The 25182-nt window shown below is 72.1% G+C and carries 25 protein-coding genes and 1 pseudogene; 15 read left to right on the forward strand and 11 right to left on the reverse strand.

Annotated elements, in window-relative coordinates:
- Window positions 1–91: 91 nt before the first annotated feature.
- A complete protein-coding gene (locus tag ACQEWB_RS03540; protein WP_432826914.1) occupies window positions 92–910 on the forward strand; it encodes a DeoR/GlpR family DNA-binding transcription regulator in 819 nt (272 codons plus the stop codon).
- A 93-nt stretch (window positions 911–1003) separates the two neighbouring features.
- Window positions 1004–1483: an SRPBCC family protein gene (locus tag ACQEWB_RS03545; protein WP_432826916.1), complete on the forward strand. Its 480-nt coding sequence runs from the start codon at window positions 1004–1006 to the stop codon at window positions 1481–1483.
- 21 nt (window positions 1484–1504) lie between these two features.
- On the opposite strand, the gene ACQEWB_RS03550 is transcribed toward ACQEWB_RS03545, so the two are convergent.
- On the reverse strand, window positions 1505–2629 hold the full coding sequence (locus ACQEWB_RS03550; RefSeq protein WP_432826918.1) for a PLP-dependent cysteine synthase family protein: 1125 nt from the start codon (window positions 2627–2629) through the stop codon (window positions 1505–1507).
- Window positions 2630–2961: 332 nt separating this feature from the next.
- Between ACQEWB_RS03550 and ACQEWB_RS03555 the strand changes: the two genes are divergently transcribed.
- On the forward strand, window positions 2962–3285 hold the full coding sequence (locus ACQEWB_RS03555) for a hypothetical protein (protein ID WP_432826920.1): 324 nt from the start codon (window positions 2962–2964) through the stop codon (window positions 3283–3285).
- Window positions 3286–3513: 228 nt separating this feature from the next.
- Entirely contained in the window at window positions 3514–4044 is a 531-nt protein-coding gene (locus ACQEWB_RS03560; protein ID WP_432826922.1) for an ATP-binding protein, read from the forward strand.
- Window positions 4045–4115: 71 nt separating this feature from the next.
- Here ACQEWB_RS03560 and ACQEWB_RS03565 read toward each other — a convergent pair.
- From ACQEWB_RS03565 to ACQEWB_RS03575, 3 genes and pseudogenes are all read right to left on the reverse strand, one after another.
- Window positions 4116–6676, reverse strand: a pseudogene (locus tag ACQEWB_RS03565) (ABC transporter permease).
- Window positions 6673–7419: an ABC transporter ATP-binding protein gene (locus ACQEWB_RS03570; RefSeq protein WP_432826924.1), complete on the reverse strand. Its 747-nt coding sequence runs from the start codon at window positions 7417–7419 to the stop codon at window positions 6673–6675. The pseudogene ACQEWB_RS03565 and the gene ACQEWB_RS03570 overlap by 4 nt, the downstream one beginning before the upstream one ends.
- Window positions 7416–7709 (reverse strand): SHOCT domain-containing protein, encoded by a 294-nt coding sequence (locus ACQEWB_RS03575; protein ID WP_432826926.1) that lies wholly within the window; start codon window positions 7707–7709, stop codon window positions 7416–7418. Before ACQEWB_RS03575 ends, ACQEWB_RS03570 begins: the two co-directional genes overlap by 4 nt.
- A gap of 161 nt (window positions 7710–7870) precedes the next feature.
- Here ACQEWB_RS03575 and ACQEWB_RS03580 point away from each other — a divergent pair, with 161 nt between their 5' ends.
- Genes ACQEWB_RS03580 through ACQEWB_RS03595 form a run of 4 tightly spaced genes read left to right on the forward strand, consistent with a single transcriptional unit; the run spans window position 7871 to window position 10351 of the window.
- Complete coding sequence (locus ACQEWB_RS03580) at window positions 7871–8443, forward strand: TetR/AcrR family transcriptional regulator (RefSeq protein WP_432826928.1); 573 nt, start codon at window positions 7871–7873, stop codon at window positions 8441–8443.
- A gap of 11 nt (window positions 8444–8454) precedes the next feature.
- Window positions 8455–8850 carry a (R)-mandelonitrile lyase gene (locus ACQEWB_RS03585; protein ID WP_432826930.1) on the forward strand — a complete coding sequence of 132 codons (396 nt, stop codon included), beginning with the start codon at window positions 8455–8457 and terminating at the stop codon, window positions 8848–8850.
- An 11-nt stretch (window positions 8851–8861) separates the two neighbouring features.
- Complete coding sequence (locus ACQEWB_RS03590) at window positions 8862–9446, forward strand: DUF4865 family protein (protein WP_432826931.1); 585 nt, start codon at window positions 8862–8864, stop codon at window positions 9444–9446.
- On the forward strand, window positions 9443–10351 hold the full coding sequence (locus ACQEWB_RS03595) for a phosphotriesterase family protein (RefSeq protein ID WP_432826933.1): 909 nt from the start codon (window positions 9443–9445) through the stop codon (window positions 10349–10351). The genes ACQEWB_RS03590 and ACQEWB_RS03595 overlap by 4 nt, the downstream gene beginning before the upstream one ends.
- A gap of 13 nt (window positions 10352–10364) precedes the next feature.
- Here ACQEWB_RS03595 and ACQEWB_RS03600 read toward each other — a convergent pair whose 3' ends face one another.
- Both ACQEWB_RS03600 and ACQEWB_RS03605 read right to left on the reverse strand, forming a co-directional pair.
- The gene (locus tag ACQEWB_RS03600; RefSeq protein ID WP_432826935.1) at window positions 10365–10892 is read right to left on the reverse strand and encodes an SMI1/KNR4 family protein; all 528 of its coding nucleotides are present in this window, start codon (window positions 10890–10892) and stop codon (window positions 10365–10367) included.
- A gap of 47 nt (window positions 10893–10939) precedes the next feature.
- On the reverse strand, window positions 10940–12409 hold the full coding sequence (locus ACQEWB_RS03605) for a ketol-acid reductoisomerase (protein WP_432826937.1): 1470 nt from the start codon (window positions 12407–12409) through the stop codon (window positions 10940–10942).
- An 88-nt stretch (window positions 12410–12497) separates the two neighbouring features.
- Here ACQEWB_RS03605 and ilvY point away from each other — a divergent pair, with 88 nt between their 5' ends.
- Window positions 12498–13346 carry an HTH-type transcriptional activator IlvY gene (gene ilvY / locus ACQEWB_RS03610; RefSeq protein WP_432826939.1) on the forward strand — a complete coding sequence of 283 codons (849 nt, stop codon included), beginning with the start codon at window positions 12498–12500 and terminating at the stop codon, window positions 13344–13346.
- 15 nt (window positions 13347–13361) lie between these two features.
- Here ilvY and ACQEWB_RS03615 read toward each other — a convergent pair whose 3' ends face one another.
- Both ACQEWB_RS03615 and ACQEWB_RS03620 read right to left on the reverse strand, forming a co-directional pair.
- Window positions 13362–13817, reverse strand: a complete 456-nt coding sequence (locus ACQEWB_RS03615; RefSeq protein ID WP_432826941.1) for an RpiB/LacA/LacB family sugar-phosphate isomerase — start codon at window positions 13815–13817, stop codon at window positions 13362–13364.
- Between the two features lie 10 nt (window positions 13818–13827).
- The gene (locus ACQEWB_RS03620; protein WP_432826943.1) at window positions 13828–14019 is read right to left on the reverse strand and encodes a hypothetical protein; all 192 of its coding nucleotides are present in this window, start codon (window positions 14017–14019) and stop codon (window positions 13828–13830) included.
- A gap of 99 nt (window positions 14020–14118) precedes the next feature.
- On the opposite strand from ACQEWB_RS03620, the gene ACQEWB_RS03625 reads away from it, so the two are divergent.
- Window positions 14119–15546, forward strand: a complete 1428-nt coding sequence (locus ACQEWB_RS03625) for a PLP-dependent aminotransferase family protein (protein ID WP_432826945.1) — start codon at window positions 14119–14121, stop codon at window positions 15544–15546.
- 9 nt (window positions 15547–15555) lie between these two features.
- Here ACQEWB_RS03625 and ACQEWB_RS03630 read toward each other — a convergent pair whose 3' ends face one another.
- The gene (locus tag ACQEWB_RS03630) at window positions 15556–16794 is read right to left on the reverse strand and encodes an ROK family protein (protein WP_432826947.1); all 1239 of its coding nucleotides are present in this window, start codon (window positions 16792–16794) and stop codon (window positions 15556–15558) included.
- A gap of 184 nt (window positions 16795–16978) precedes the next feature.
- Between ACQEWB_RS03630 and ACQEWB_RS03635 the strand changes: the two genes are divergently transcribed.
- Window positions 16979–18112, forward strand: a complete 1134-nt coding sequence (locus ACQEWB_RS03635) for a methyltransferase (protein ID WP_432843629.1) — start codon at window positions 16979–16981, stop codon at window positions 18110–18112.
- Here the strand turns inward: ACQEWB_RS03635 and ACQEWB_RS03640 are convergent, their stop codons facing one another.
- Both ACQEWB_RS03640 and ACQEWB_RS03645 read right to left on the reverse strand, forming a co-directional pair.
- Window positions 18113–18961, reverse strand: a complete 849-nt coding sequence (locus ACQEWB_RS03640) for a class II fructose-bisphosphate aldolase (RefSeq protein ID WP_432826949.1) — start codon at window positions 18959–18961, stop codon at window positions 18113–18115.
- A 43-nt stretch (window positions 18962–19004) separates the two neighbouring features.
- Entirely contained in the window at window positions 19005–19883 is an 879-nt protein-coding gene (locus ACQEWB_RS03645; RefSeq protein ID WP_432826951.1) for an SIS domain-containing protein, read from the reverse strand.
- A 138-nt stretch (window positions 19884–20021) separates the two neighbouring features.
- On the opposite strand from ACQEWB_RS03645, the gene ACQEWB_RS03650 reads away from it, so the two are divergent.
- From ACQEWB_RS03650 to ACQEWB_RS03665, 4 genes are all read left to right on the forward strand, one after another.
- On the forward strand, window positions 20022–20801 hold the full coding sequence (locus ACQEWB_RS03650) for a DeoR/GlpR family DNA-binding transcription regulator (protein WP_432826953.1): 780 nt from the start codon (window positions 20022–20024) through the stop codon (window positions 20799–20801).
- A 137-nt stretch (window positions 20802–20938) separates the two neighbouring features.
- On the forward strand, window positions 20939–22777 hold the full coding sequence (locus tag ACQEWB_RS03655) for a glycoside hydrolase family 15 protein (RefSeq protein ID WP_432826955.1): 1839 nt from the start codon (window positions 20939–20941) through the stop codon (window positions 22775–22777).
- Between the two features lie 129 nt (window positions 22778–22906).
- Window positions 22907–23560 (forward strand): hypothetical protein, encoded by a 654-nt coding sequence (locus ACQEWB_RS03660; RefSeq protein WP_432826957.1) that lies wholly within the window; start codon window positions 22907–22909, stop codon window positions 23558–23560.
- A gap of 82 nt (window positions 23561–23642) precedes the next feature.
- Entirely contained in the window at window positions 23643–25106 is a 1464-nt protein-coding gene (locus tag ACQEWB_RS03665) for an amidohydrolase (RefSeq protein ID WP_432826959.1), read from the forward strand.
- Window positions 25107–25182 lie beyond the last annotated feature (76 nt).

Consider the following 25182-nt stretch of genomic DNA (forward strand, 5'->3'; position numbering starts at 1 on the left):
CGTCCGCGCACCGGGGCCGGCGGAGAATCTCCATGTCGGAGAGGGTGCGGCGGCCTGTCGGACTGCTTGAGGCGAAAGGACCGGAGCGTACGTGAGTGAGAATCAGAACCTCCTCGCGGAGCAGCGGCGCGCCCTGATCCTGGACGAGGTGCGGCGCCGGGGCGGGGTCCGCGTCAACGAGCTGACCCGCAAGCTCGGCGTGTCGGACATGACCGTGCGCCGCGATCTCGACGCGCTGGCCCGCCAGGGCGTGCTGGAGAAGGTGCACGGCGGTGCGGTCCCGGTGGTCGAGGCGAGCACCCACGAGCCGGGCTTCGAGGCCAAGTCGGGCCTGGAGCTGACGGCCAAGGAGGACATCGCGCGCTCCGCGGCCCAGTTGGTCGCGCCGGGCACCGCGATCGCGCTCTCGGGCGGTACGACGACGTACGCGCTGGCGCACCAGCTGATCGACGTGCCCGATCTGACCGTCGTGACCAACTCGGTGCGGGTGGCCGACGTGTTCCACGCGGCCCAGCGCAACTCCGGCCCCCGGCAGGGCGCGGCCACGGTCGTGCTGACCGGCGGGGTGCGCACGCCGTCCGACTCGCTGGTGGGGCCGGTGGCCGACCAGGCGATCGGAGCGCTCCACTTCGACGTGCTGTTCCTCGGTGTGCACGGCATATCGGTCGAGGCCGGTCTGTCCACGCCGAACCTCGCGGAGGCCGAGACCAACCGGCGTCTGGTGCAGTCCGCGCGGCGGGTCGTGGTGGTCGCCGACCACACCAAGTGGGGTGTGGTGGGCCTGAGTTCGTTCGCCGCGCTGGAGCAGGTCGACACGCTGGTCACCGATGCGGGTCTGCCGAAGGACGCGCGGTCGGAGATCTCGGAGCATCTGCGCCGGCTGATGGTGGCGGGCGAGCCGGAGGACTGAGCGCGGGGAGGCGGTGCTGACATCTGACGGGTCGCCAGTTATCGTGACGTTGCCCCGGTCAACCACCCTTCTCCGTCAAGGGGGTTCACGTCCATGGCCCACCGTCTGCGTCCCGTCGGACTCGACTTCATCGACATCGCGCCCGTACGGCTGGTCTTCGCGCAGGAGATCGCCGCGCCACCCGCCGCGGTCTTCCACGCCCTCAACGACGACGTTCCCGGCTGGGCGGAGTGGTTCGCCGCCGTGACGCGGGCCCGGCCGGTGGACGACGGTGCCGGGCGCGACATCCGGCTCAAGGGCGGCGGGCACTTCCTGGAGACGGTCATCGCGGCCAAGGAAGCGGAGGTCTACGCCTACCGGGTCGACGAGACCAACGCGCCGGGCGCCCGCGCCCTCGCCGAGGAGTGGCGGCTCATCCCGGCCGGGACCGGCACGCGCGTGCGGTGGACGTTCGCCGCGGACGGGACGGCACCGTTCCGGCTCGCCGTGAAGGCGGCGCGGGCGGGGCTCGGGCGGGCCTTCCGGGACGCGGTGGTCACGCTGGACCGGCGGCTGGCGGGACAGCGGCAGTAGCTCCATGGCGGGAGCGGCGGTTCAGCAGGGCCAGATGCCCGTCTCCAGGAGGGTCTCGATCGCCGTCGTGTACGGCTCGATGTCCAGACCCTGCTCGGCCAGCCACGCGTCCGAGTAGTACTTGTCGAGGTAGCGGTCGCCCGGGTCGCAGAGCAGCGTCACCACGCTCCCCTGCCGTCCCTCGGCCACCATCTCGGCGACGATCTTCAGCGCGCTCCACAGCCCGGTGCCGGTCGAGCCGCCCGCCTTGCGGCCGATGGCCTGTTCCAGTGCCCGGACGGCCGCGACGCTGGCCGCGTCGGGGACCTTCATCATCCGGTCGATCGCGCCCGGAACGAAGCTGGGTTCCATGCGGGGCCGGCCGATGCCCTCGATACGGGAGCCGCAGTCGCAGGTGACGTCCGGATCGCCGGTGGTCCAGCCCTCGAAGAAACAGGAGTTCTCCGGGTCGGCCACACAGATGCGGGTGTCGCGCTGGGTGTAGTGGACGTAGCGGGCGATGGTCGCCGAGGTGCCGCCGGTGCCGGCCGTGGCCACGATCCACGCGGGCTCCGGGAACCTTTCCAACTCCAGCTGACGGAAGACGGATTCGGCGATGTTGTTGTTCCCGCGCCAGTCCGTGGCCCGTTCCGCGTAGGTGAACTGGTCCATGTAGTGGCCGCCGGTCTCCACCGCGAGGCGGGCCGACTCCTCGTACATCTTCCGCGAGTCGTCCACGAAGTGGCACTGGCCGCCGTGGAACTCGATGAGACGGCACTTCTCGGCGCTCGTCGTGCGCGGCATGACGGCGATGAAGGGCACACCGATCAGCTTCGCGAAGTACGCCTCGGAGACGGCCGTCGAGCCGCTGGACGCCTCGATCACCGGGCGGCCCGGCCGGATCCAGCCGTTGCACAGTCCGTAGAGGAAGAGCGAGCGCGCGAGGCGGTGCTTGAGGCTGCCGGTCGGGTGGGTCGACTCGTCCTTGAGGTACAGGTCGATGCCCCATTTCTCGGGCAGCGGGAAGCGGAGCAGGTGGGTGTCGGCCGAGCGGTTGGCGTCGGCCTGGACCTTGCGGACGGCCTCTTTCAGCCAGTCGCGGTACGTGGCGTCGGTGTGGTCGACGTCGAGGGTCACGCCGGTCGGGGTCTGCTGGGAAGTGCTCACGGCGGTGCTCCTCACGATGGGCCGCAGTCGTCGGCAGGCGCGGCCGTAGCACCGATCATAAACACCAAGCGCACGCTTCTCACCTGCATAAACACCACTTTGAGCGACTCAAAGCGGGGCCTGGGGACGGGGTGCGCAGGAGCGTGGGGGCGCATTCGCGGAGTGCTTCGGGCGGCCGCGCTCCGGGTGGCATGCGTACTGGTGCTCGACGCCGGGGGCGGGCAGACTGCACCGACACGGGGGCGCACACTGGATCACGAGACGCGCCGGACGACGACCCCAGGTGGGAGCACGGCCCGGCGCACCGGAAGCGCACGAGGGGGCGGGGCGGCATGGCGGAGCCGGAGTTCACGGCGAAGGGTGTCCGGATCGGGAAACGACTGCGTTCGCTCACCCGGGCCGGGCAGGTCCGGATCAGTGACGGCAGGCTTGCGTTGCTCACCAGTTACGGCACCGAGATCGACAGCGCGCCGGTGCAGGCGGTGCGCGCGTCGAAGCCCTGGTTCGCGCCGGAGGACCGGGCGTTGGCGGACCTCAACGGCAAGCGGTACACGCTGACCCTGGGCGAGCACGACCCGGCGCCGGGTGAGCCGGGGCCGCCGGCGGCGCGCCGGTTCATCGAGGCCGTGCGGAAGGCCGCGGGGCGCGGCGGCTGAGGGGCGTCGCGGACGGCGGGGCGGGCCGATCCGGGGCCGACGCGAGCGACTGCGAGTTGCGGTGCCGGACCCCCTGGGTCACGCTGGTCCCACGTCACTCTGGGTTTACCGGCGATAACGCTGCGAACCAGCCCGCCGGGCACGACAGCAGGCGCCCGTTTTCCGACCGGCACGCCGCTGGATCCGAACTCCGTGTTCTTCCGGACCTCAAGTCGGGGAGTCGCAGCAGTGATCAGTCACCCGAGCAGGCACTGCACGGTGGAGCTCCAAGCCCTGCCGTCGCGGATCGGCCAGGTCCGCAGAATCCTTTCAGCGCAGTTGCGCTACTGGCATCTGGACCCCCTCATAGACCGGGCGGCGCTCGGTGTGACGGAGTTGTTGACCAACGTCCACCGGCACGCCCAGCCCGACAAGACGTGCACCGTGGAGATCGAGCTCCTGCTGGACCGGCTCACGGTCTCGGTGCACGACCACGACCCCCGCCTCCCCGAGGTGCGGGACGTGGAGACCTCGGCGACCAGCGGCCGTGGGCTCGCCATGGTGGCCGCGGTGAGCGAGAGCTGGGGGGTACGGCCGGACGGGGAGTCGGGGAAGGTCGTGTGGTTCACCCTGCCGGCGACCTCGCCGGCCACCGCACCGCCGGCCCGGCCGCTGCGCCGGACGACGGAGAAGCCCGCGCATCGCTTCGTGGACGTCGACCACGGGGTCGACGCCCACAGGTCCGCGCACGCTCCCGCCCGGTCGGCCGTCGCAGGCTGACCGGGCGGTGACGGTACTGACGGATCGGTCGTCCTCGGGGGCGTCCTGACCCGCGTCGACCATCCGGTTGCTCACTCCGTGGCGATCGCCCGCAGTACGTCCAGGCGGGCCGCTCGACTTGCCGGGCGTAGGCCCGCGAGGGCGCCGGCGGTCACTCCCACCAGGGCGACGATCAGGAGTTGTACCGGTGGGATCGCGAAGGCGAAGGCCGTGTCGCCGGCGCCGTCCGAGGCCTTGACCAGGACCCAGCCCAGGAAGGCGCCCAGGCCCAGGCCGCCTGTGGTGCCGAAGGCGGCGACCAGGATCGACTCCCAGCGGACCATGGCGCGCAGTTGGGGGCGGGTCTGGCCCACCGCGCGCAACAGGCCCAGTTCGCGGGTGCGTTCGTGGACCGCCAGGGTCAGGGTGTTGGCGATGCCGAGGAGCGCGATCAGGACCGCGAGCGCGAGGAGCGCGTAGATCAGGGTCAGCATCATGTCGATGCCGCCGGCCGAGGACTGCGCGTACTCGTCCCGGGTCTGGACTTCGGGGTTGCCGTACTGCGCCGCGACCTTCTGCACCGCCGCCTTGCCCGTGGCCGTGTCGACGCCGTCCTTGAAGGAGACCGCGACCAGGGTGTCGGAGTCCTGCGTACGGTGCGGGGCCCAGGCCGCGCGGGTGATGACGTAGTCGCCGGCGAGTTCGGACTGTCCGTAGATCGCACGGACCGTGAAGGTCCGCTGCTTGCCGTCGGTGAAGGTGAGGCGGGCTTCGGAGCCGGTGGCGAGGTGTTGTTTCGCCGCCTCGGTGCGGGTGATCGCGATGCCGTCCGTGCCGAGGTCGCGCAGTGAGCCGTCGACCTTGCCGAGGTCGAAGGTGCGGTCCAGGGCGACGGGGTCGGTGACCGTCAACGCCCGCCCTTGCCGTCGACTTCGGCGACTCCGCGGCCGAGGCCCACTGCCGTGTCGACCTCGGGCAGTCGTTGGATCGCTCCGGCGAGACGGGGGCTCAGGCCGCTGCCGCCCGCTCCGAAGGACGGGGTGCTCACTGCCACGTCCCCCGCGAAGGAACGGGAGACCGTCTGGTCCATCGTCGCCTTCAGGGAGGCGCCGAAGACGGTGAAGAGCGAGACGACGGCCACGCCGATCATCAGGGCGCTCGCCGTGGCGGCGGTTCGCTTGGGGCTGCGCAGGGCGTTGCGCCGGGCCAGCCCGCCGGTGACGCCGCGGAGTTTGTCGAGGGGGCCGCCGAGGACGCGTACCGCGGTCGTGGAGGCGACCGGGCCGAGGACCACGAACGCCACCAGTGCCAGCCCGGCGCCAAGTGCCGCCATCCACAGGGACGGTGAGACCAGGACGCCGCTGAGTGTCGTCGCGACGGCGAGGGCCGCGATGCCCATGCCGGTGACCGCGCGGGGGCGGGAGGCGGCGGAGGTGTCCACGGCCGTTTCGCGGAGGGCCGCCAGGGGGGCGGTGCGGCCTGCGCGTACGGCGGGGAGGAGGGCCGAGCCAAGGCAGACCACGATGCCTACGGCCAGCGGGAGTGCCATCGACAGGGCACTGACCACCAAGTCGCCGCCGGGGAACGGGAATCCGATCGCCGGGAAGAGTGCCTGCAGGCCGGCCGCGATGCCGATGCCGCCCGCCAGGCCCGCCGCGGAGGCGGTCACGGCCACGGCGGTGGCCTCGACGAGGGTCGTCGCGGTGACCTGGCGGCGGGAGGCGCCGAGGGCGCGCAACAGGGCGTTCTCGCGGGTCCGTTGGGCCACGACGATCGCGAAGGTGTTGTGGATGGAGAAGGTGGCGACCAGGAGGGCGATGCCGGAGAAGACCAGGAGGAGGGTGGTGAAGATGCTCAGGAACTGGCTGGAGATCATGTCGGTGTTCTCCTGGGCCGACTCCTGGCCGGTGATGGCTTCGACTCCCTTGGGGAGTACGGGGGTCAGGCGGTCGACGAGTTCCTTCTGGCCGACGCCGGGGCCTGCCCGCACCTTGATGCTCGCCGCCTCGCCGGGGCGTGCCGTGAGGTACTTCTCGGCGTCGGCGCGGGTCATGCCGGTGAAGGTCACCTGGGCCATGCCGTCCTCGCCGCCGAAGGTCGCGAGGCCGACGACCGTCACCTTGACCGGGTCGGGCGTGCGCAGGGTCGTGGTGTCGCCGAGCTGGAGGTCGCCCTTCTTGGCCGCGCCCCGGTTGACGACGACCTCACCGGACTTCTGCGGGGCCCGGCCCTCGGCGAGTCGATACGGGTTGAGCTCGGGGTCGGTGATCCAGTTGCCGGCGAGGGTGGGCGGGCCCTGGCCGCCGATCGGCTTGCCGTTCTTGCCGACGAGTTGGCCGGCGCCCTCGATGTCGGGCTCGGCGGCGGCGACGCCCGGCACCTTGTCGAGGGTGCCGGCGAGGGCCGTGGGGACCGGCTGGCGTACGCCCTGGCTCTCGCCCGGCGCGGTGATGGTGTCGGCGCTGCGGACGACGGCATCGGTGCCGCTGGTCGCGTTGCCGAACATGGTGTCGAAGCTCGCACGCAGGGTGTCGCCCATGACGAGGGTGCCGGCCAGGAACGCCACGCCGAGGAAGACCGCGAGGAACGTACCGGCGAAGCGGCGCTTGTGGGCGCGCAGGGAGGACACGCTCAGGCGTACGGCGGCGTTCATGAGGGCACCTCGAAGGCTTTCATGCGGTCCAGGACCCGGTCGGCGGTCGGGGATGCCATCCGGTCGACCAGGCGCCCGTCGGCCAGGAAGACGACCTCGTCCGCGTGGGCGGCGGCCACCGGGTCGTGGGTGACCATGACGACCGTGCGGGACGTCTGGCGCACGGCGCGGCCGAGCAGGCCGAGGACCTCCTCGCCGGAGCGCGAGTCGAGGTTGCCGGTGGGCTCGTCGGCGAAGACGACGTCCGGCTGCCCGGCGAACGCCCTTGCCACGGCGACGCGTTGCTGCTGGCCGCCGGAGAGTTCGGAGGGGCGGTGGTGCAGACGGTCGCGCAGGCCAACGACGTCGACCAGGGCGTCGAGCCACTCCGGCTCACCCTTGCCGCCCGCGAGGTCGAGGGGCAGCGTGATGTTCTCGGCGACGGTGAGGGTCGGCACCAGGTTGAAGGCCTGGAAGACGAAGCCGACCCGGTCCCGGCGCAGCAGGGTGAGGCGGCGGTCGTCGAGGGCACCCAGGTCGGTGTCGCCGATGGCGGCGGTCCCCGAGGTGAGCGTGTCGAGGCCGGCCGCGCAGTGCATCAGGGTGGACTTGCCGGAGCCCGAGGGCCCCATGATCGCGGTGAAGCGGCCGACCGGGAAGTCGACGCTCACCCCGTCCAGGGCCCTCACCTCGGTGTCGCCTCGGCCGTACACCTTCACGGCGTCGACGACCCGCGCGGCCGTCCGCACGGTGGTGGCGGTCATGCCGCACCGCCCTTGCCCACGGTGCGGCCGAACTGCTCGTCCAGGACGGAGAGCCGGCGCCAGTACTCGTCCTCGTCGATCTCGCCGGAGGCGAAGCGGCGGCCGAGCACGGCGAGGGGCGAGTCGCCGGACGGGCGGGGGTCGTCCATGGCGCGCCACGGTCCGCGGCGGCCGCGCCGGACGGTGCGCCGCAGCACGGTCGCGACGCCGATCACGACGGCCGCCCAGATCAGCGGGAAGAAGAGGATCCACGGGCCGGGGCCGCCGTTCCAGTCTGCGAGGGTCTGCATCTCGGTCATCTCCTGAGTCGGGTCCGGTGGTGATGGTTCGAGACTCGCGCCGGGGAGGGGTCCGGGGCGTCGTACGGCCAGCGGCAGTGCGCGTACCGCGCGGGGAGTACGCGGGGTCGTCTGGGCTGCTCCTCAGGGGCTCGACTTCTGTAACTACTAGTATGTACAGTTGGTTCATGAGCACTTCCGACCGACTCATCGAGTCCACCCGTGAGCTGCTGTGGGAGCGCGGTTACGTGGGCACCAGCCCCAAGGCGATCCTGGAGCGGGCGGGTGCCGGGCAGGGCAGCATGTACCACCACTTCAAGGGCAAGCCCGAACTCGCGCTGGCGGCGATCCGGCGTACGGCCGAGGAGTTGCGGGCCACCGCCGAGGGAGTACTCACCGGGCCGGGGACGCCGTACGAACGCATCGAGGCGTATCTGCTGCGCGAGCGCGACGTACTGCGCGGCTGCCCGGTCGGCCGGCTGACGATGGACCCGGACGTCATCGCGAGCGACGAGCTGCGTGCACCGGTCGACGAGACGCTCGACGCGATCCGCGAGTTGATCGCCGGGATCGTCGAAGAGGGCAAGGAGCAGGGCCAGTTCGCGCCCTTGCTGGACGGTGAGGAGATCGCCGCGACTGTTCTGGCGACCGTGCAGGGCGGTTACGTCCTCGCGCGCGCCTCCGGCTCCCCCGCCGCCTTCGACGCCGGTGTCCGCGGACTGCTCTCCCTGCTTGCCCCACGTTAGGAGCCCCGTAGATGCACATCACCAGGAAGCGCCCCGACACCCGGCAGGGCCCGGCGGAGAACTTCACCGGGCAGGTGTGGCTGGACGAGATGGCCGCGCCCCCGGCGCCGTCCAGGCTGCGCATGTTCAACGTCCACTTCGCGCCCGGCGGGCACACCGCCTGGCACCGGCATCCGCACGGCCAGGTGCTGTACGTCACGGAGGGCGAGGGGCTGGTGCAGCGCAAGGGCGGTGCCGTGGAGGCGATCCGGGCCGGCGACACGGTGTGGATCGAGCCGGGCGAGTGGCACTGGCACGGCGCCGGGCCGCGCACCTTCATGACGCATCTCGCGGTCGTCGAGGCCGCCGAGGACGGCACCACCGCCGAGTGGGACGCGCACGTCGGCGCCGAGGACTATCCCGCCTGAGGAGGCATCGGATGCACGCCATGCAGTACGAGCTGACCCTGCCCGCCGACTACGACACGACCGTCGTCCGCGAGCGGGTCGCCCGCGTCGGGCATCTGCTGGACGACTGGGAGGGCCTCGGCGTCAAGGCGTATCTGCTGCGCGAGCGCGGGCGGTTCGGGTCGCCGGTGAACCAGTACGCGCCGTTCTACCTCTGGAACACCATGGAGGGCATGAACACCTTTCTTTGGGGAGGCGCCTTCCAGAGGCTCAGCAACGACTTCGGGCGGCCGGCGGTACGGCAGTGGACGGGACTGGCTTACGAGGAGGGCGGCGCCGTCGGCGGTTCGGCGCGGTTCGCGGTGCGGCGACGCGAACCCGTCCCGGACGGCGTGGAGTTGGCCGACGTCATGGCCGGGGTGGTGGGCGAGACCGAGCGGCTGGCCGGTGCCGACGGTGCCGTGCTCGCCGCGGCCGCCGTGGACACGAGCCGCTGGGAGCTGGTGCACTTCTCGCTCTGGGAGCAGGACGCGCCGAAGGCCGAGGGGGATGTGTTCCAGGTGCTGCACCTGTCCGCGCCGGGGCTGGGCCGGCTGCCGCGGGGTCGGCAGTGGTGAGCGCCGTCCGTACGGTGCTGGGGGATGTTCGGTCGGAGGAGCTGGGTGTGTGCGACGCGCACGACCATCTCTTCATCCGCAGCCCGCAGTTGCCCGGGCAGGAGCTGAACGACGCGTCGGCCGCGCGGGCGGAGCTGGCCGCGTTCCGTGCGGTGGGCGGCGGGAGTGTCGTCCAGTGGACGCCGTACGGGATGGGACGACGGGCCGCCGATCTGCCCGCCCTGTCCCGGACCTCCGGAGTGCATCTCGTCTGCGCGACCGGGCTGCACCAAGCGGCCCACTACACCGCGGAGTTGCTCGAAGAGGTGCGCGGCAAGCTCGCCGAGGTGTTCGTCTCGGAGCTCACCGAAGGAATCGGGACGTCGGGGGTCCGGGCCGGGCTGATCAAGGTCGCGGGCGGCTTCCACGCCCTGGACGCGCACGCCCGTTGGACGATGACCGCCGCGGCCGAGGCCCATCATGCGACGGGCGCGACCATCGCCGTCCATCTGGAGCTGGGGACGGGCGCGCTCGACGTACTCGACCTGCTGTGCGGCCGGTTGGGGGTGGAACCGCGGCGGGTGGTGCTCGGGCATCTCAACCGCTCCCCCGACCTGGTGGTCCAGCGGCAGGCCGCCGAGGCGGGTGCCTATCTGGCGTTCGACGGCCCGTCGCGGGCCAACCACGCCACCGACTGGCGGATGCCGGACGCCGTGCGTGCACTGGCCGAGGCGGGTTACGGACACCGGCTGCTGCTCGGCGGAGACACCGTGGTCGCCGGGGCCCGTTCGGTCGACGGCGGACCCGGGATGCCGTATCTGCTGCGCCGCATCCGCCCGCGGCTCGTGCTGGAGCTGAGTGAGGAGCTGATGGACCGTGTCCTCACCGAGAACCCCGGCCGGGCGTTCGCCGCCGACTGGCGGTGAGACGGCCGGATGTTCAGCGGCAGAGCGCGTCGATGTCGTCGGAGAAGGCCGGGAACTCGGTCTGTGCCTCGGTGACGATCTCGCGGGCGGTGCGGCGCGGGGTGGTGGCGTGCCGCTGGGCGAGGTCGGTCAGTGCCGTGTTCGGGCGACCCTCGAACTGCTCGAACTCCACGATCTCCAGCGGCCCGACGCCGTCGGCCAGCACCCACAGGAAGTCGGAGAGGCTCCCGGCCACGACGCCGCGCTCGCCCTCCGAGCCCAGGAACACCACGGGCTGCTCGGCGAGCGGTCGCCCCGGCCGGGCCATCCAGAGCGCGACGAGACCGCCGGTGCCGTCCTGTGCGAACACCCGGTAGGCGTCGCCGTCCAGTTCGTGGTTGCCGGTCCAGTTGCGCAGCCAGTCGGTGGTCTCCTCGGCGGAGTCGAAGGCCTCGTAGGGTTCGAAGTCGACGCCCCCGTCCTCGTCGTACTCGAACTCCACTCGGGCCACCTCGGCCAGAGCGGGCGGGAAGGTGCGGTCGTCGCCGGTCGTCTCGATCATGCCCGCAGGCTAGCGCCCGCCACTGACAACGGCCTTGGGGGACCGTCTCAGGCGACGGAGATGTCCACGGAGGGACGCAGTTTCGCCGCCGCGGCCAGGGCCTCGTGCACGGGGTGGGTGTCGAAGGCCGTCAACAGGGCCTCGTCCGCCGGGTGTTCGGCGGCCGGGTACGCGATCTGCTCGTACGCCGCCTGGAAGCGCGGGCCCCAGCGGCGGGTGCCGAGGCGGGCGGTGCGGGAGCAGTTGTCGACCATGTAGGCGACGTCGCGGGCGTGCATGTAGGGCAGCAGCGAGTCGACGGCTTCGATGACGGACTCGTTGACGATCTCCGACCAGGGGTGGCCGCGCTCGGCGAACTCGTCGATCTGCGCGGTCATGGTGGCGATGAACACGCCGGCGGTGAACGGGTCGACGGGCAACTCGTGTTCGCCGCGCCGACCGTGCGCACGGTCACTGACGGCCCACATCGGCGAGCCTCCGATCTCGCTCATCGGCCGGTCGCCCAGGCGCCGTTCGGCAAGGATGACGCTGCGCAGTTCGGTGCCGTCGGCCACCTCGTCGTAGATCTCGGCGACGATCTCGCGCGCGGGCCCGTACGTGGCCGTGTACGCCCGGTCGAAGACGTCCCGGCCGGCCGCGTCGAGGCCCTCGCGCACCGCGCGCAGCCCCGAGCGCGAGACGGTGCGGGCGATCGGCCCGGTGATGTTCTCGCAGGACCGCTCGTACGCCGTGACCTCGTCGTCCCCGCCGAGGCGGAAGCGCGTGCAGAGGCTCTCGACGATGCCGTGGACGGCACCGAGCAGGATGGCGCGTTCGCCGACGATGTCGGAGAGGTACTCGCTGTCGAGCGTGGTGCGGAAGGTGTACGGCGATCCCAGCGCGACCGACCAGCCGAGCGCGAGGTCGGCGGCCCGGCCGTCGGGGTCTGCGTGGACGGCGTAACTGCTGTTGATCCCGGCGCCGTTGATCTCCTCGCCCTGCTGGTACAGGCGCCGCACGGAGTCGCCCATGCCCTTGGGGCAGACGGCGATCACCCCGTGTCCGGCGGGGAACTCCCCGCCCGTCTCCCGGAGATGGCCGAGCAGGAAGCCGTGCGAGAGGCCGATGACCGCGCCCGGCTTGAGGACCGCGAAGATCTCCCGGTGGTGGGCGGCGAGGGCGGCGTCCGCGATGAGCAGGATCAGCAGGTCGCTGTCGGCGGCGACGGCGAGCCAGTCGCCGAGCGTGCCGTCCTCCTCCGTGAAGCCGACCGCGCGGGCGTCGGCGGCGGACGCGGAGCCCGGACGCAGCCCGACGGCCACCCGGATGTCCGTGCCGGAGAGGGAGTCGCGCAGGTTGAGGGCCTGGGCGCGGCCCTGCGGGCCCCAGCCGATCACGCCGATGCGGCGCACCCCGGCGAAGGCCTGCGGCAGCAGCGGGAAAAGGTGCCGGCCGCCGCGCAGGATGGTCTCGGTGCCGCCGGGGACGTCCATCGTCTCGAGGGGGAAGACGCGGGAGGTGTACGTGGTGGAGGTCATGGTCGAGTTGTAGGCTCGCGGCGAGCGTTGCAGCAAGCGCAACTTGTGCAGCGCGCTGTTGCAGGAACCGAAAGGGCCAGGTGAGCGCATGCGTGACGATCATCGGGAGCTGCGGCTTTTCCTGTATCTGGCGCAGACGCTGAACTTCGGGCGAACCAGCCTCGACTGCCATGTCAGCCCGGCGACTCTGACGCGGACGGTGCAGCGGCTGGAGACGGACCTCGGGCACCGGCTGTTCGAGCGGGGGCCGCGTGGGGTGTCGCTGACGGCGGAGGGGCATCGCTTCCGTGAATACGCCGTCCAGGCGCTGGAGTTGTGGCGCTCCTACCGCGAGGAGCATCCGGACCCGGCCCAACTCACCGGCCGTCTGGCCTTGTTCGCCACGGTGACCGCCTGCCAGGCGCTGCTTCCCGACCTGTTGGCCCCGTTCCGGGCCGCGCATCCTCAGGTCCGGCTCGACCTGCGTACCGGTGACGCGGCGGCCGCGCTGGCCCGGCTGGACGAGGGCGAGGTGGACGCGGCCGTGGCGGGGATCCCGACGCGGCTGCCGGAGCCGCTGGCCGGCCGGACGGTGGCGGTGACCGAGCTGGTCCTCGTCACGGCCCGGGACCGCCCTGATCCGGGACCCGACGGACCGTTCGTCCTCCCCCACCGCGGGCTGGTGCGCGAGGCCGCCGACCGCTGGTTCCGCGCCCGCGGCACGGCACCCGACGTGGCCTGCGAACCGGACGGCCACGAAGGGCTGTTGACGCTGGTCGCCCTGGGCTGCGGGACCGGGGTGGTGCCTCGCCTCGTACTCGAACACAGCGCGGTGCGCGACCGGTTGGCGGTGGTTCCGGCCGACCCGGCGCCTGAGATGTTCCCGATCGGGCTGTGCGTGCGGCGGGCGGATCTACGGCGGCCGCTGGTGGCAGCGCTGTGGAGCCTGTGTCAGTAACCGGGGAACCCTTGGTCAACGAGCGGTCTTCCCGAGGTCCAGCCGCTCGATGCGCCGCACGTTCCCCCGGTCCTCCGCGTCCTCGCTGGCCTCGCCCGCGAACCAGGCGTCGAGGATCTCCTTCAGCAGCGGCTCGGAGGTGAGCCGCAGGCTGAGGGCGAGCACATTGGCGTCGTTCCAGCGGCGGGCGCCGTCCGCGGTGTAGGCGTCGGTGCACAGGGCCGCCCGTACGCCCGGCACCTTGTTCGCGGCGATGGACGCGCCGGTGCCGGTCCAGCAGCAGACGACGGCCTGGTCGGCCGCGCCGGTCACGACGTCCCGGGCCGCCGCCTCCGAGCACACGGCCCACTGGGGGTCGTCGCCCGGGCTGAGCGCGCCGTGGGTCACCACCTGGTGACCTCGCCCGGTCAGTTCCGCGACGAGTGCGCGCGCCACGGGTTCGTCCATGTCGGAGGAGACGGAGATCCGCATGCCCCGGAGCTTACTCAGGGCACGCGGCGGACGTCCCGAGGACCTTTCCGGAGCGGATACGCCGCCGTCGACGGGGCTCGTCCGGCACGACCGGTGCGTCCGGCAAGGCCGACAGGGCGCCGGCCCTGGCGTACCAGTCGTCGAACACGGCACGGAACACCGGGTGGGCCTGAGCGGGCAGTGAGCGCCTCACGAGAGTCACGGCACCCTCCTACAGATGCTTGTCGGAGCCGGCCGACCGGTTGTCGTACCGACGCATTCGAAGCTACGGAGAAATGGCTCGCTGCTACCGTCCAATGCCATGCGGGAATCACAGACCAATCTGGCGGGCGATCTGCTGCTCCACCTGGCACAGCCCGGCGAGGGGCTGCTGCACGAGCGGGTGAAGCGGGCGCTGCGTGCCGCGATCCGGGAGGGGCGGGTCGAGGTCGGGACCGCGCTGCCGCCCAGTCGGCAGCTCGCGGCCGACCTCGGCTGTTCGCGCTGGGCGGTGACCGAGGCGTACAGCCAGCTCGTCGCCGAGGGATATCTGGAGGCGCAGACCGGCTCCGGCACCCGGGTGCGCTGGTCCAACGCCCCCGACGCCGACGGCCGGCCACCGGCTTCCCGCCAGGCGGCCATGGCCCGTTTCGACCTCGCGCCCGGTCTGCCGGACCTGCGCGCGTTTCCGCGTCGCCGGTGGGCCGATGCCGTCCGTGCGCAGGTGACGACCGCGCCGTACACGGAGTTCGGTTACCCGCCGCCCGGCGGTCATCCCGGGCTGAGGCGGCCGCTCGCGGAGTACCTCGGCCGCTCCCGGGGCGTCTCGACGACCCCGCAGGACGTGACCGTCTGCACGAGCGTGACCGACGGGGTGCGGCGCGTCTGCCATGCCCTGCGCGCCGAGGGCATCACCGCCGTCGGCTGTGAGGAACCGGGCTGGACGCGGCTGCGCGAGGTGGTCCGTGCCGCGGGCCTCGATCCGGTGCCGATCCGCACGGACGCCGGCGGTCTGCGCACCGACGAGCTGGCTGACCATCCGGGACTGAGGGCCGTACTGGCCACTCCGGCGCACCAGTTCCCCCTCGGCAGCGTGCTCGCGCCCGAGCGGCGTGCCGCCCTTCTGCACTGGGCCCGCCAGGTGGACGGGGTCGTACTGGAGGACGACTACGACGCGGAGTTCCGCTACGACCGTCGCCCGGTCGCGGCCCTCCAGGGCATGGACCCGTCCCGGGTGGTCCTCTTCAAGTCGCTCAGCAAGATCCTGTCCCCGGCACTCGGCATCGGCTGGATCGTGGCACCACCGCGCTGGACCGCTCACCTGCACCGGGCCGACCAGGCGGCGACCCAGCCGTCGACGGTCGATCAGCTCGCCTTCGCCGCGCTACTGGAGTCGGGCGGCCACGACCGTCACCTCCGGGCCTGCCGACAGCGCTACCGCAGGCGACGCGACGCGCTGGTGCGGGCCCTCGCCGACCACCTCCCCGGCGCCCCGGTCTCCGGCATCGCGGCCGGCCTCCACCTCATCCTCCGCCTGCCCGCCACCGTGGACACCGGGGCCGTGGTCGACGCCGCGGCCGCCCGCTCGCTGCGCGTCGCCGACCTCGCCGGCTATCACGCCACCGACGAGCACGCCGATCACGGTCTGGTCCTCGGGTACGGCAACCTCGCCGACAACGCGGTGGACGAGTCGGTGCGCCTGCTGCGCGTGGCCGTCGAGGAGACCCGACGGAGCCCACCCGTCGGCTGACGTCCGGAGTCAGGCGAGCGCGCCGAGCGGATCGTCCAGGACCGGCTGCCAGGCCAACTCGGCAGCGCCGACCAGGCTGTTGTGGTCGAGGGTGCAGGCCAGGATGGGGACGCTGCCGCTCTGGCCCCACAGGCTGCGGTCGGCGACGACGGCGCGCAGGCGGTCGGGGTCGGCGTCCAGGAGGGTGCGGTGGAGGCCGCCGAGGATGACCCGGTCCGGGTTGAGGATGTTGACCAGGCCCGCGAGGCCGAGGCCGAGGCGGTCGATGAGGGCCTCGGCGGCGGCGCGGACGGCCGGGTCGTCGTAGTGGTTGCGGACCAGGTCGTCGGCCTGCTTGAGGAGGGACATCTCCGGGCCCGGGTCGCGGCCGGCGGCCGTGAGGAGGGCCAGCGGGTCGGCCTCGACGTCCAGGCAGCCGCGGCTGCCGCAGTGGCAGGGGCGGCCCTCGGGGTTGACGGTGAGATGACCGACCTCCAGGGCGAGGCCCGAACTGCCCGTGTGCAGACGGCCGTCGAGGACCAGCGCACCGCCCACACCCCGGTGTCCGGTGGCCACGCACAGCAGGTCGCGGGCGCCGCGGCCCGCGCCGTGCCGGTGCTCGGCGAGGGCGGCGAGGTTGACGTCGTTGCCCGCGAAGGCCGGTCCGGTGATCCCGGCCGCGCGCACGCACTCGGCGAAGATCCGGCGGACCGGCGCGCCGACGGGCCAGGCCAGGTGCAGGGGGTTGAGGGCGAGACCGTCGGGTTCGGCGACCGCGGACGGCACGGCCAGCCCGGCGCCGACACAGCGCCGGCCCGTCGAGCGCAGCAGCTCGGCGCCGGCTTCCACGACCGAGCCGACGACCTTCGCCGGGTCGGCGTCGACGATCTCGCAGCCCGGCGTGGTGGCGGCGATCCGCCCGCCGAGGCCGACCAGCGCCGCGCGGAAGCCGTCGGCGTGCACCTGCGCGGCGAGGACGACCGGTCCGTCGTCGGCGACCGCCAGCCGGTGCGAGGGCCTGCCCTGGGAACCGGCCGCCGCGCCGGGGCGGGCGTCGACGCGGATCAGCCCGAGGGCCTCCAGTTCGGCGGCCACCGCGCCCGCGGTCGCCCGGGTCACCCCCAGCTCGGCGGTGAGCACGGCGCGGGTGGGCGCGCGACCGGTGTGCACGAGCTCCAACGCGGGCCCGAGCGCACCGCGCCCCCGGTCCAGCCGCGTTCTCGAGGTGGTCCCTTCCCCCGTCGGCCGGGGGTCCGCCTTGCCGCTCATGAGGGCGAGTCTCCCATGATCCGCGATTACGTCGAGCGACGGGCCGTTGACCCGGAGCGCGTCGTCGTTACGTCCGGACGGCCCCGGTTCGGGCGGCGAAACCGCCCGACGTCCCTGTTGCCCGTCCTGCCCGACCGGGCCTGAACTGCGGCTCCGCTAGCCTTGACGCACGATGAACGACCGTATGACGACGCCGTGGGGCGAGCTCGCGCTGGCCCGTTTCCCCGAGGACCCGCGCGACCGGCTGCGCGCCTGGGACGCCTCCGACGAGTATCTGCTGAGGCATCTCGTCGAGGAGAAGGTGCTGCTGGATGGCACGGTGGTGGTCGTCGGGGACCGGTGGGGCGCCCTGGTCACCGCGCTGGCCGGGCGGCGGCCGGTGCAGATCACGGACTCGTTCCTGGCACAGGAGGCGACGAAGGGCAACCTCGCGCGCAACGGTGTCGAACCGGGGACCGTGGGTCTGCTGACCACGCAGGACCCGCCGCCGGAGCGGGTGGACGTGCTGCTGGTGCGGGTGCCGAAGAGCCTGGCGCTCCTGGAGGACCAGCTGTTGCGGCTGGCGCCCGCGGTGCGCGGGGGGACGGTCGTCGTCGGCACCGGCATGGTCAAGGAGATCCACACCTCGACGCTCCGGCTGTTCGAGCGGATCCTCGGTCCGACCCGCACCTCGCCGGCCGAGAAGAAGGCCCGCCTGATCTTCTGCGCACCCGACCCCGCGCTGCAACGGCCGGCCAACCCCTGGCCGTACACCTACGCGTTGCCCGACGGCATCGGTGGGGTCTCGGGCCGCACGGTCGTCAACCACGCGGGCGTGTTCTGCGCCGACCGGCTGGACATCGGCACCCGGTTCTTCCTCCGCCATCTGCCCGCGGCCGGCGGTGGCCGGCGGGTGGTGGATCTGGGGTGCGGCAACGGGGTCGTCGGTACGGCGGTGGCGGTGGCCGATCCCGGGGCCGAGGTGCTGTTCGTGGACGAGTCGTTCCAGGCCGTGGCCTCGGCGGAGGCGACGTACAAGGCGAACGGGGTACCGGGACATGCCGAGTTCCGGGTCGGGGACGGGCTGGCGGGGGTGCCGGCCGGGAGTGTGGACCTCGTGCTCAACAATCCGCCGTTCCACTCGCACCAGGCGACGACCGACGCGACGGCGTGGCGGATGTTCGCCGGGGCGCAGCGGGTGCTGCGCCCCGGCGGTGAGCTGTGGGTGATCGGTAACCGGCACCTCGGCTACCACGTGAAGCTGCGCAAGCTCTTCGGCAACAGTCAACTGGTCGCCAGCGACCCGAAGTTCGTGGTGCTGAAGGCCGTCAAGGGGTGATCAGGTGAGGGTGCCGATGATGTCGGTCACCGCCCGTACCATCGCCTCCCGGCCCACGCTCAGGTACTTGCGGGAGTCGACCGCCTCGGGGTGAGCGGCGAGGAAGTCGCGGATGGCGCCCGTCATCGCGATGTTGAGGGCCGTGCCGACGTTGACCTTGGCTATGCCGCCCGCGACCGCCGCGGCCAGTTCGTCGTCGGGTACGCCCGAGGAGCCGTGCAGGACGAGCGGCACGTCGAGGGTCGCGGAGAGGCGTTTGAGGAGTTCGTGGTCGAGGGTGGCGGTGCGGGTGGTCATGGCGTGCGTGCTGCCGATGGCCACGGCGAGGGCGTCCACCCCGGAGTCGGCCACGAAGGCGCGGGCCTCGGCGGGGTCGGTACGGGCGCCGGGCGCGTGGGCGTCCAGCGCGGGCTGGCCCGTCTTGCCGCCGACCTGCCCCAACTCGGCCTCGATCCACAGGCCTTGAGAGTGTGCCCAGTCCGCTGCCGTGCGGGTCGCGGTGAGGTTCTGCTCGTAGGGCAGGCGGGCCCCGTCGTACATGACGGAGCTGAATCCCGCGTCGGCCGCCTGGCGCAGCAGGTCGTCGCTCTGGACGTGGTCCAGGTGCAACCCGACGGGTACGACGGCGCGTTCGGCGGCGGTGACGGCCGCACGGGCCAGCGGGAGCAGCCGGCCGTAGCGGAACTTGACCGCGTTCTCGCTGACTTGGAGGACGACGGGCGCGCCGGCCGCCTCGGCGCCGGCGATGACGGCTTCGACGTGCTCCAGGGTGATGATGTTGAAGGAGGCGACGGCGGAGTGTGCGGCGGCGGCCCGGGTGACGAGTTCACCGGTGGTGACGAGGGGCACGGCTTCTCCCTTCTGAGGATGCGGCGGAGGGCTTCGGGGCTCGTCAGGGCGCCAGGATCACCGAGCGGGTGAGGTGCCGGGGTCGGTCCGGGTCGAGGCCGCGGGCCGCGGCGACGGCGACCGCGAGGCGTTGGGCGCGGACCAGTTCGGCGAGCGGGTCGAGATCGCCGGGTACCCACAACCCGCCGGTTTCCCGGACCTGTTGGGCCAGCCCCTCGGGTGCCTCGCCGAGCATCCAGGTCGCCGTGCCGCGGGTGGTGATGCTGATCGGGCCGTGGCGGTACTCCATCGCCGGGTAGGCCTCGGTCCAGGCGAGTGAGGCCTCGCGCATCTTCAGTCCGGCCTCGTTGGCCAGGCCCACCGTCCAGCCCCGGCCGAGGAAGGTGAACTGCGTGCAGTCGACGAGCCCTTCGGGCAGCGGGGTCGCGAGTGCGGTGCGGGCGTCGGCGACGACCGAGTCGGCGTGCAGGCCGAGGTGGGCGCGGAGCAGGGTGAGCGCGGTGGTGGCGAACCGGGTCTGCACGACGGACCGTTCGTCAGCGAAGTCGAGCACGACGACGTCGTCCGCGGCGGTCATCACCGGTGTGTTCGGGTCTGCGGTTATCGCGGTCGTGCGGATACCCCTCAACTCGCCGAGGAGTTCCAGCACTTCGGTCGTCGTACCGGAGCGGGTGAGGGCCACGACCCGGTCGTACGAGCGGCCGTACGGGAACTCGGAGGCGGCGAAGGCGTCCGTCTCGCCCTGGCCCGCTCCCTCGCGCAGTGCGGCGGCCGCCTGGGCCATGAAGTAGGAGGTGCCGCACCCGACGATCGCCACCCGCTCCCCCGCCACCGGAAGCGCCCCTCCGTGCCGTGCCGCTTCCGCGGCGGCCCGCGTCCAGCACTCGGGCTGGCTGATCAGCTCGTCCTCGACATGGGTCATGCCGGATCCCTCCCCAGGCGATCTGCTCTTTCTTGCAAGATATAGCCAACTTTCGAGCATAATCAAGCATTCGAGCTCATCCTGGGTGCGCTAGGGTCGCCGGGAGTTCGAGGCACGGTCGAGGATCGGGGAGTGCGGATGTCACGGGACGCCCGCTGGAAGGCGCTGCTGGAGCTGCTCGTCGAGCGCGGCCGGCTGGACGTCGAGGAGGCGGCCGCCGAGCTGGAGGTCTCGGCCGCGACGATCCGGCGGGACTTCGACCAGCTGGCGGAGCAGCAGATGCTCGTACGGACCCGGGGTGGCGCGGTCGTGCACGGGGTGTCGTACGAACTTCCCCTGCGCTATAAGACCGCCCGGCACGCCTCCGAGAAGCAGCGGATCGCAAAGGCGGTCGCGGAGCTGATCGCGCCGGGTGAGGCGGTCGGGCTGACCGGTGGCACGACCACCACCGAGGTGGCGCGCGCCCTGGCCGTGCGCAGCGATCTGACATCCGGCTCCCCCGCGCTCACCGTCGTCACGAACGCGCTCAACATCGCCAACGAGCTTGCCGTGCGCCCCCAGTTCAAGATCGTGGTGACCGGCGGGGTCGCGCGCCCGCAGTCGTACGAGCTGATCGGGCCGCTCGCGGACGGTGTGCTCGGGCAGATCACCCTCGATGTGGCGGTGCTCGGCGTGGTCGCCTTCGACGTCGCGCACGGTGCCGCCGCGCACGACGAGGCGGAGGCCGCGATCAACCGGCTGCTGTGCGAGCGCGCCGAGCGGGTGGTCGTGGCGGCCGACTCCAGCAAGCTGGGGCAGCGGGCGTTCGCCCGGATCTGCGCGGCGGAGGCGGTGGACACGCTCGTGACGGACTCGGCGGCGAGCGCGGACGCGGTGCGCCGTTTCGAGGAGGCGGGGGTCCAGGTCCTCGCGGTCTGACACGGTCCTTCCGGATTGCGTCGGTCCGGGGCGTCGCGTCTGACACAGTGCGGTCCGACTGCCGTGATCCCCGCGCTCGCGAGGGTGATCCCGCCTAGGCTGGGGAGCGGGATGCGGGTCGGGGCAGGGAGGCTGCGATGGGCATGAAAACGATCGACGAGGGCGTCCCCGGAGCGTCTCCCCGCTATCTCCCGATCGCCGAGCACGGGCTGATCGGCGATCTGCGCAGCGTGGCCCTGGTGGGCACGGACGGCACCATCGACTGGTACTGCTGCCCGGCCTTCGACGCGCCGAGCGTCTTCGCGTCGATCCTGGACGCCGAGCGCGGCGGGTCCTTCGAGCTGGCGGCGGCCGTGCCGGCGAAGACGAAGCAGTTCTACTTCCCCGATACCAATGTGCTGATCACCCGTTTCTTCACCGAGGACGGCGTCGGCGAGGTGCAGGACTTCATGCCCGTCAACGGCGGGGCCGTGGAGGCCGAACGGCACCGGCTGATCCGGCGGGTGGTGTGCGTGCGCGGCTCCATCCCGTTCCGTACCCGGGTCGCGCCCCGCTTCGACTACGGCACCCGGCCGCACACCGTCCGCATGGCCGGCGAGGTGGCGGTCTTCCGGTCGGACGAACTGTCGCTCGCGCTCACGGCGACCGTGCCGCTGGAGGCCGAAGGGCTGGACGCGCGGGCCGACTTCAAGCTCTCCGAGGGCGAGACGGCGGTGTTCGCGCTCGACCAGGTCGGCGGGGACGTGGAGCCGCGCCGGTGCGCGAAGATCGAGGCGAAGGAGCAGCTCGCCACCACGGTGGCGTACTGGCGGCGCTGGCTGTCCGCGTCCAAGTACCGTGGCCGCTGGCGGGAGATGGTGCACCGCTCGGCCCTCACCCTGAAGCTGCTCACCTACGCGCCCACGGGTGCGATCGTCGCCGCCCCGACGACCAGCCTCCCCGAACAGCTCGGCGGCGAGCGCAACTGGGACTACCGGTACGTCTGGGTGCGCGACGCGGCCTTCTGCGTCTACGCGCTGCTGCGCCTCGGCTTCACCGAGGAGGCCGAGGCCTTCATGAAGTTCGTCACCCGGCACGTCAGTCCGGGCGACGGCAAGCCCTCCGGCCCGCTCCAGATCATGTACGGAATCGATGGGCGCACCGACCTCACGGAGGCCGAACTCGACCACTTCGAGGGGCACATGGGTTCCGCGCCGGTGCGGGTCGGGAACGCCGCCGCCGAGCAGCTCCAGCTCGACATCTACGGCGCGCTCATCGACTCGATCTACCTCTACGACAAGTGGGCCAAGCCCATCTCCAGCGACCAGTGGGACGACGTCTGCGCGCTGGTGGAGTGGGTGTGCGAGAACTGGGACCAGCCCGACGAGGGGATCTGGGAGACCCGCGGGGGCCGCAAGAACTTCCTCTACTCCAGACTGATGTGCTGGGTGGCGATCGAGCGGGCCATCCGCGTCGCCAACCGGCGCGGCCTGCCCGCCGATCTGCCGCGCTGGCTCGAGTGCCGCGACACCATCTACCGGCGGATCATGAAGAAGGGCTGGTCGGAGGCGCGTCAGGCCTTCGTCCAGCACGAGGACGACGACGTGCTCGACGCGGCCGTACTGATGATGCCGCTGACGAAGTTCATCGCACCGACCGATCCGAAGTGGCTGTCCACGCTGGACGCGCTCACCCACGACCTGGTGTCCGACTCCCTGGTCTACCGCTACGACCCGGTGGCCAGCCCCGACGGACTGCGCGGCGACGAAGGCACCTTCTCCATCTGCTCGTTCTGGTACGTCGAGGCCATGGTCCACGCCGGCCGCATCGACGAGGCGCGCCTGGCCTTCGAGAAGATGCTGACGTACGCCAACCATCTCGGCCTCTACGCCGAGGAGATCAGTCACACCGGCGAGCAACAGGGCAACTTCCCGCAGGCGTTCACCCACCTCGCGCTCATCAGCGCGGCCTTCAACCTGGACAAGGCCCTGGGCTGAGGGTGGTCCTGGCAACACCGTGGATCCGGTCCTCAGGCCCAGGGACCGCGGGCTCCGGGACCGGAAGGATTCATGACGTCGGCAACCGGACCGGCACGGAATCCATCCCACGGACTCGGGGGAACAGCCATGAACGAAACCTTCGCCAGGCGTCTGACGGGCGTCGCCGGCATCGCCGCCGCGACCGCCCTCATCGTCGAAGTGCCGCTCTACTTCGTCTACTCGGGCCCGCCGCCGGACGCGAACGTGCTGGCCAGGCTGCTCCTCGGGATCATCGGCCTCGCCTGCCTGGTCGTGTTCGTGACCGCGTTCCGCGAACTGGTCAGGCGCACGCGTCCGGACTACGAGTGGGCGGGCTCGCTGGCCTTCGCCACCGGGCTGGTCTACGCGACGATCACCCTGGTCTCCATGGGCCTGGAAGCCGGCGCCGTGATCGCCACCGACCACTCGATCGATCCGACCATCACGGTCAACGGCACGTACATCCTCTACGGCTCGATCTCCCGGCTGATGCTGGGGCTCTTCCTGACCACGGTGGGATACACCGTCTCCCGAACGGGCCTGCTGTCGCGCTGGATCGGCCGGTCGGCCTACGTCCTGGCAGCGATCAACCTCGCGTTCGTGCCGTCGCTGTTCTTCGGCAACACACCGGCGCACTTCTACGCGGCGAACGGATGGGGCACCACGGCTCTCATGGGCGCGATCCTGAGCTACTGGCTGCTGGCCGTGGGCATCTCCACCTACCGAAGTTCCACGCGCCTTCGCACTTCGATCGCCGCGTAGTCTCGGGAACGGATCACCGAGCGGGCGGGGCAGCGATCGGCTGTCCCGCCCGAGCTCACGCGACTTCACGAGTGGAGCCATGATGACGAGCACGCTGACGCTGACCCGCGTACGGCTCGGCCCCGGTGGGCCGTTGGGCAGTCTGCGGGTCGCAGAGGGCAAGGTCGTCGCCGTGACGGAGGGCGAGCTCGACGGGCCGGCACTGGATCTGGACGGGCGTACCGTGCTGCCGGGGCTGTGGGACGCGCATGTGCATGCCGCGCAGTGGGCCGGGAACCGCCATCGGGTGGATCTGGCCGGCCTGGACTCGGCCCGGGCGGTCGCCGAGGCCGTACGGCGGCACGCGGCCGGCCTGACCGCGGGCGAGGTGCTGCTGGGCCAGGGGTTCCGGGACGGGCTGTGGCCCGACCTGCCCGACAAGACGCTGCTCGACGCGGTGTGCCCGGACCGGCCGGTCGCCCTGATCAGCGCCGATCTGCACGCCGCGTGGCTCAACTCGGCCGGCCTGGCGCTGGTCGGCCGGAGCGGGCACGAGACCGGTCTGCTGCGGGAGCACGAGTGCTTCGAGGCCATGCAGGCGCTGCCCGAGGTGTCCGTCGAGGTCCTCGACCGCCGGGTCGCGGAGGCCTGCCGGGACGCGGCCGCGCGGGGCGTCACGGGCCTGATCGACTTCCACTTCTCCGACAACCTCGCCGACTGGAGCCGACGCGCGGGGAACGCGCCGCTTCCCGTCCGGGTACAAGCGGCTGTGTATCCACGGCACTTGGAGGCGGCGATCGGCCGCGGGCACCGGACCGGCGACGTCCTGCCCGACACCGGCGGCCTGGTACAGGTCGGCCCGCTCAAGCTGTTCACGGACGGCTCCCTCAACACCCGCACCGCCCTGTGCTGCGACCCGTACCCCGGCCTGGAGGACACCCGGGAGGCGTACGGCATCGAGGAAACGCCGTACGAGGAACTGGTCCGCCTGATGAAGCGCGCCACCGAGAGCGGCATCGAGCCCGCCGTGCACGCGATCGGCGACCGGGCCAACACCCTGGCCCTCGACGCGTTCGCCGCGCTGCGCTGCCGGGGCCGTATCGAGCACGCCCAACTGCTGACGGCCGCCGATGTCCCTCGGTTCGCCGAGCTCGGCGTCACAGCCGGGGTGCAGCCCGCGCATGCCACCGACGACCGGGACGTGGCCGACCGGCACTGGGCCGGGCGCACGGGGCGTGCTTTCGCGTACGCCGACCTGCTGGCGGCCGGCGCACGGCTGGAGTTCGGCTCCGACGCTCCCGTCTCGCCGCTCGACCCCTGGCTGGGCATCGCCGCCGCCGTGCACCGCACCAGCGACGGCCGACCGGCCTGGCACCCGGAGCAACGGCTCCCGGTGGCGGCGGCGCTCGCGGCTTCGACGCGGGGACGCACGGCGATCCGGGTCGGTGAGGCGGCCGACCTGGTGGTCGTGGACGTGGATCCACTGGAGGCCGACGCCGACACGCTGCGGGAGATGCCGGTGCACGCCACCCTGCTCGCCGGGCGCTGGACCCACGGCCCGTACTGACGGAACTCCTGATCAACCGAGGCGACAACACTGCTTAGGTGAGGCTAACCTAAGCAGTGCGCCCGATCGGGAGGCC

It is taken from the genome of Streptomyces sp. CA-249302 (genome assembly GCF_050936785.1).
Lineage (GTDB): Bacteria > Actinomycetota > Actinomycetes > Streptomycetales > Streptomycetaceae > Streptomyces.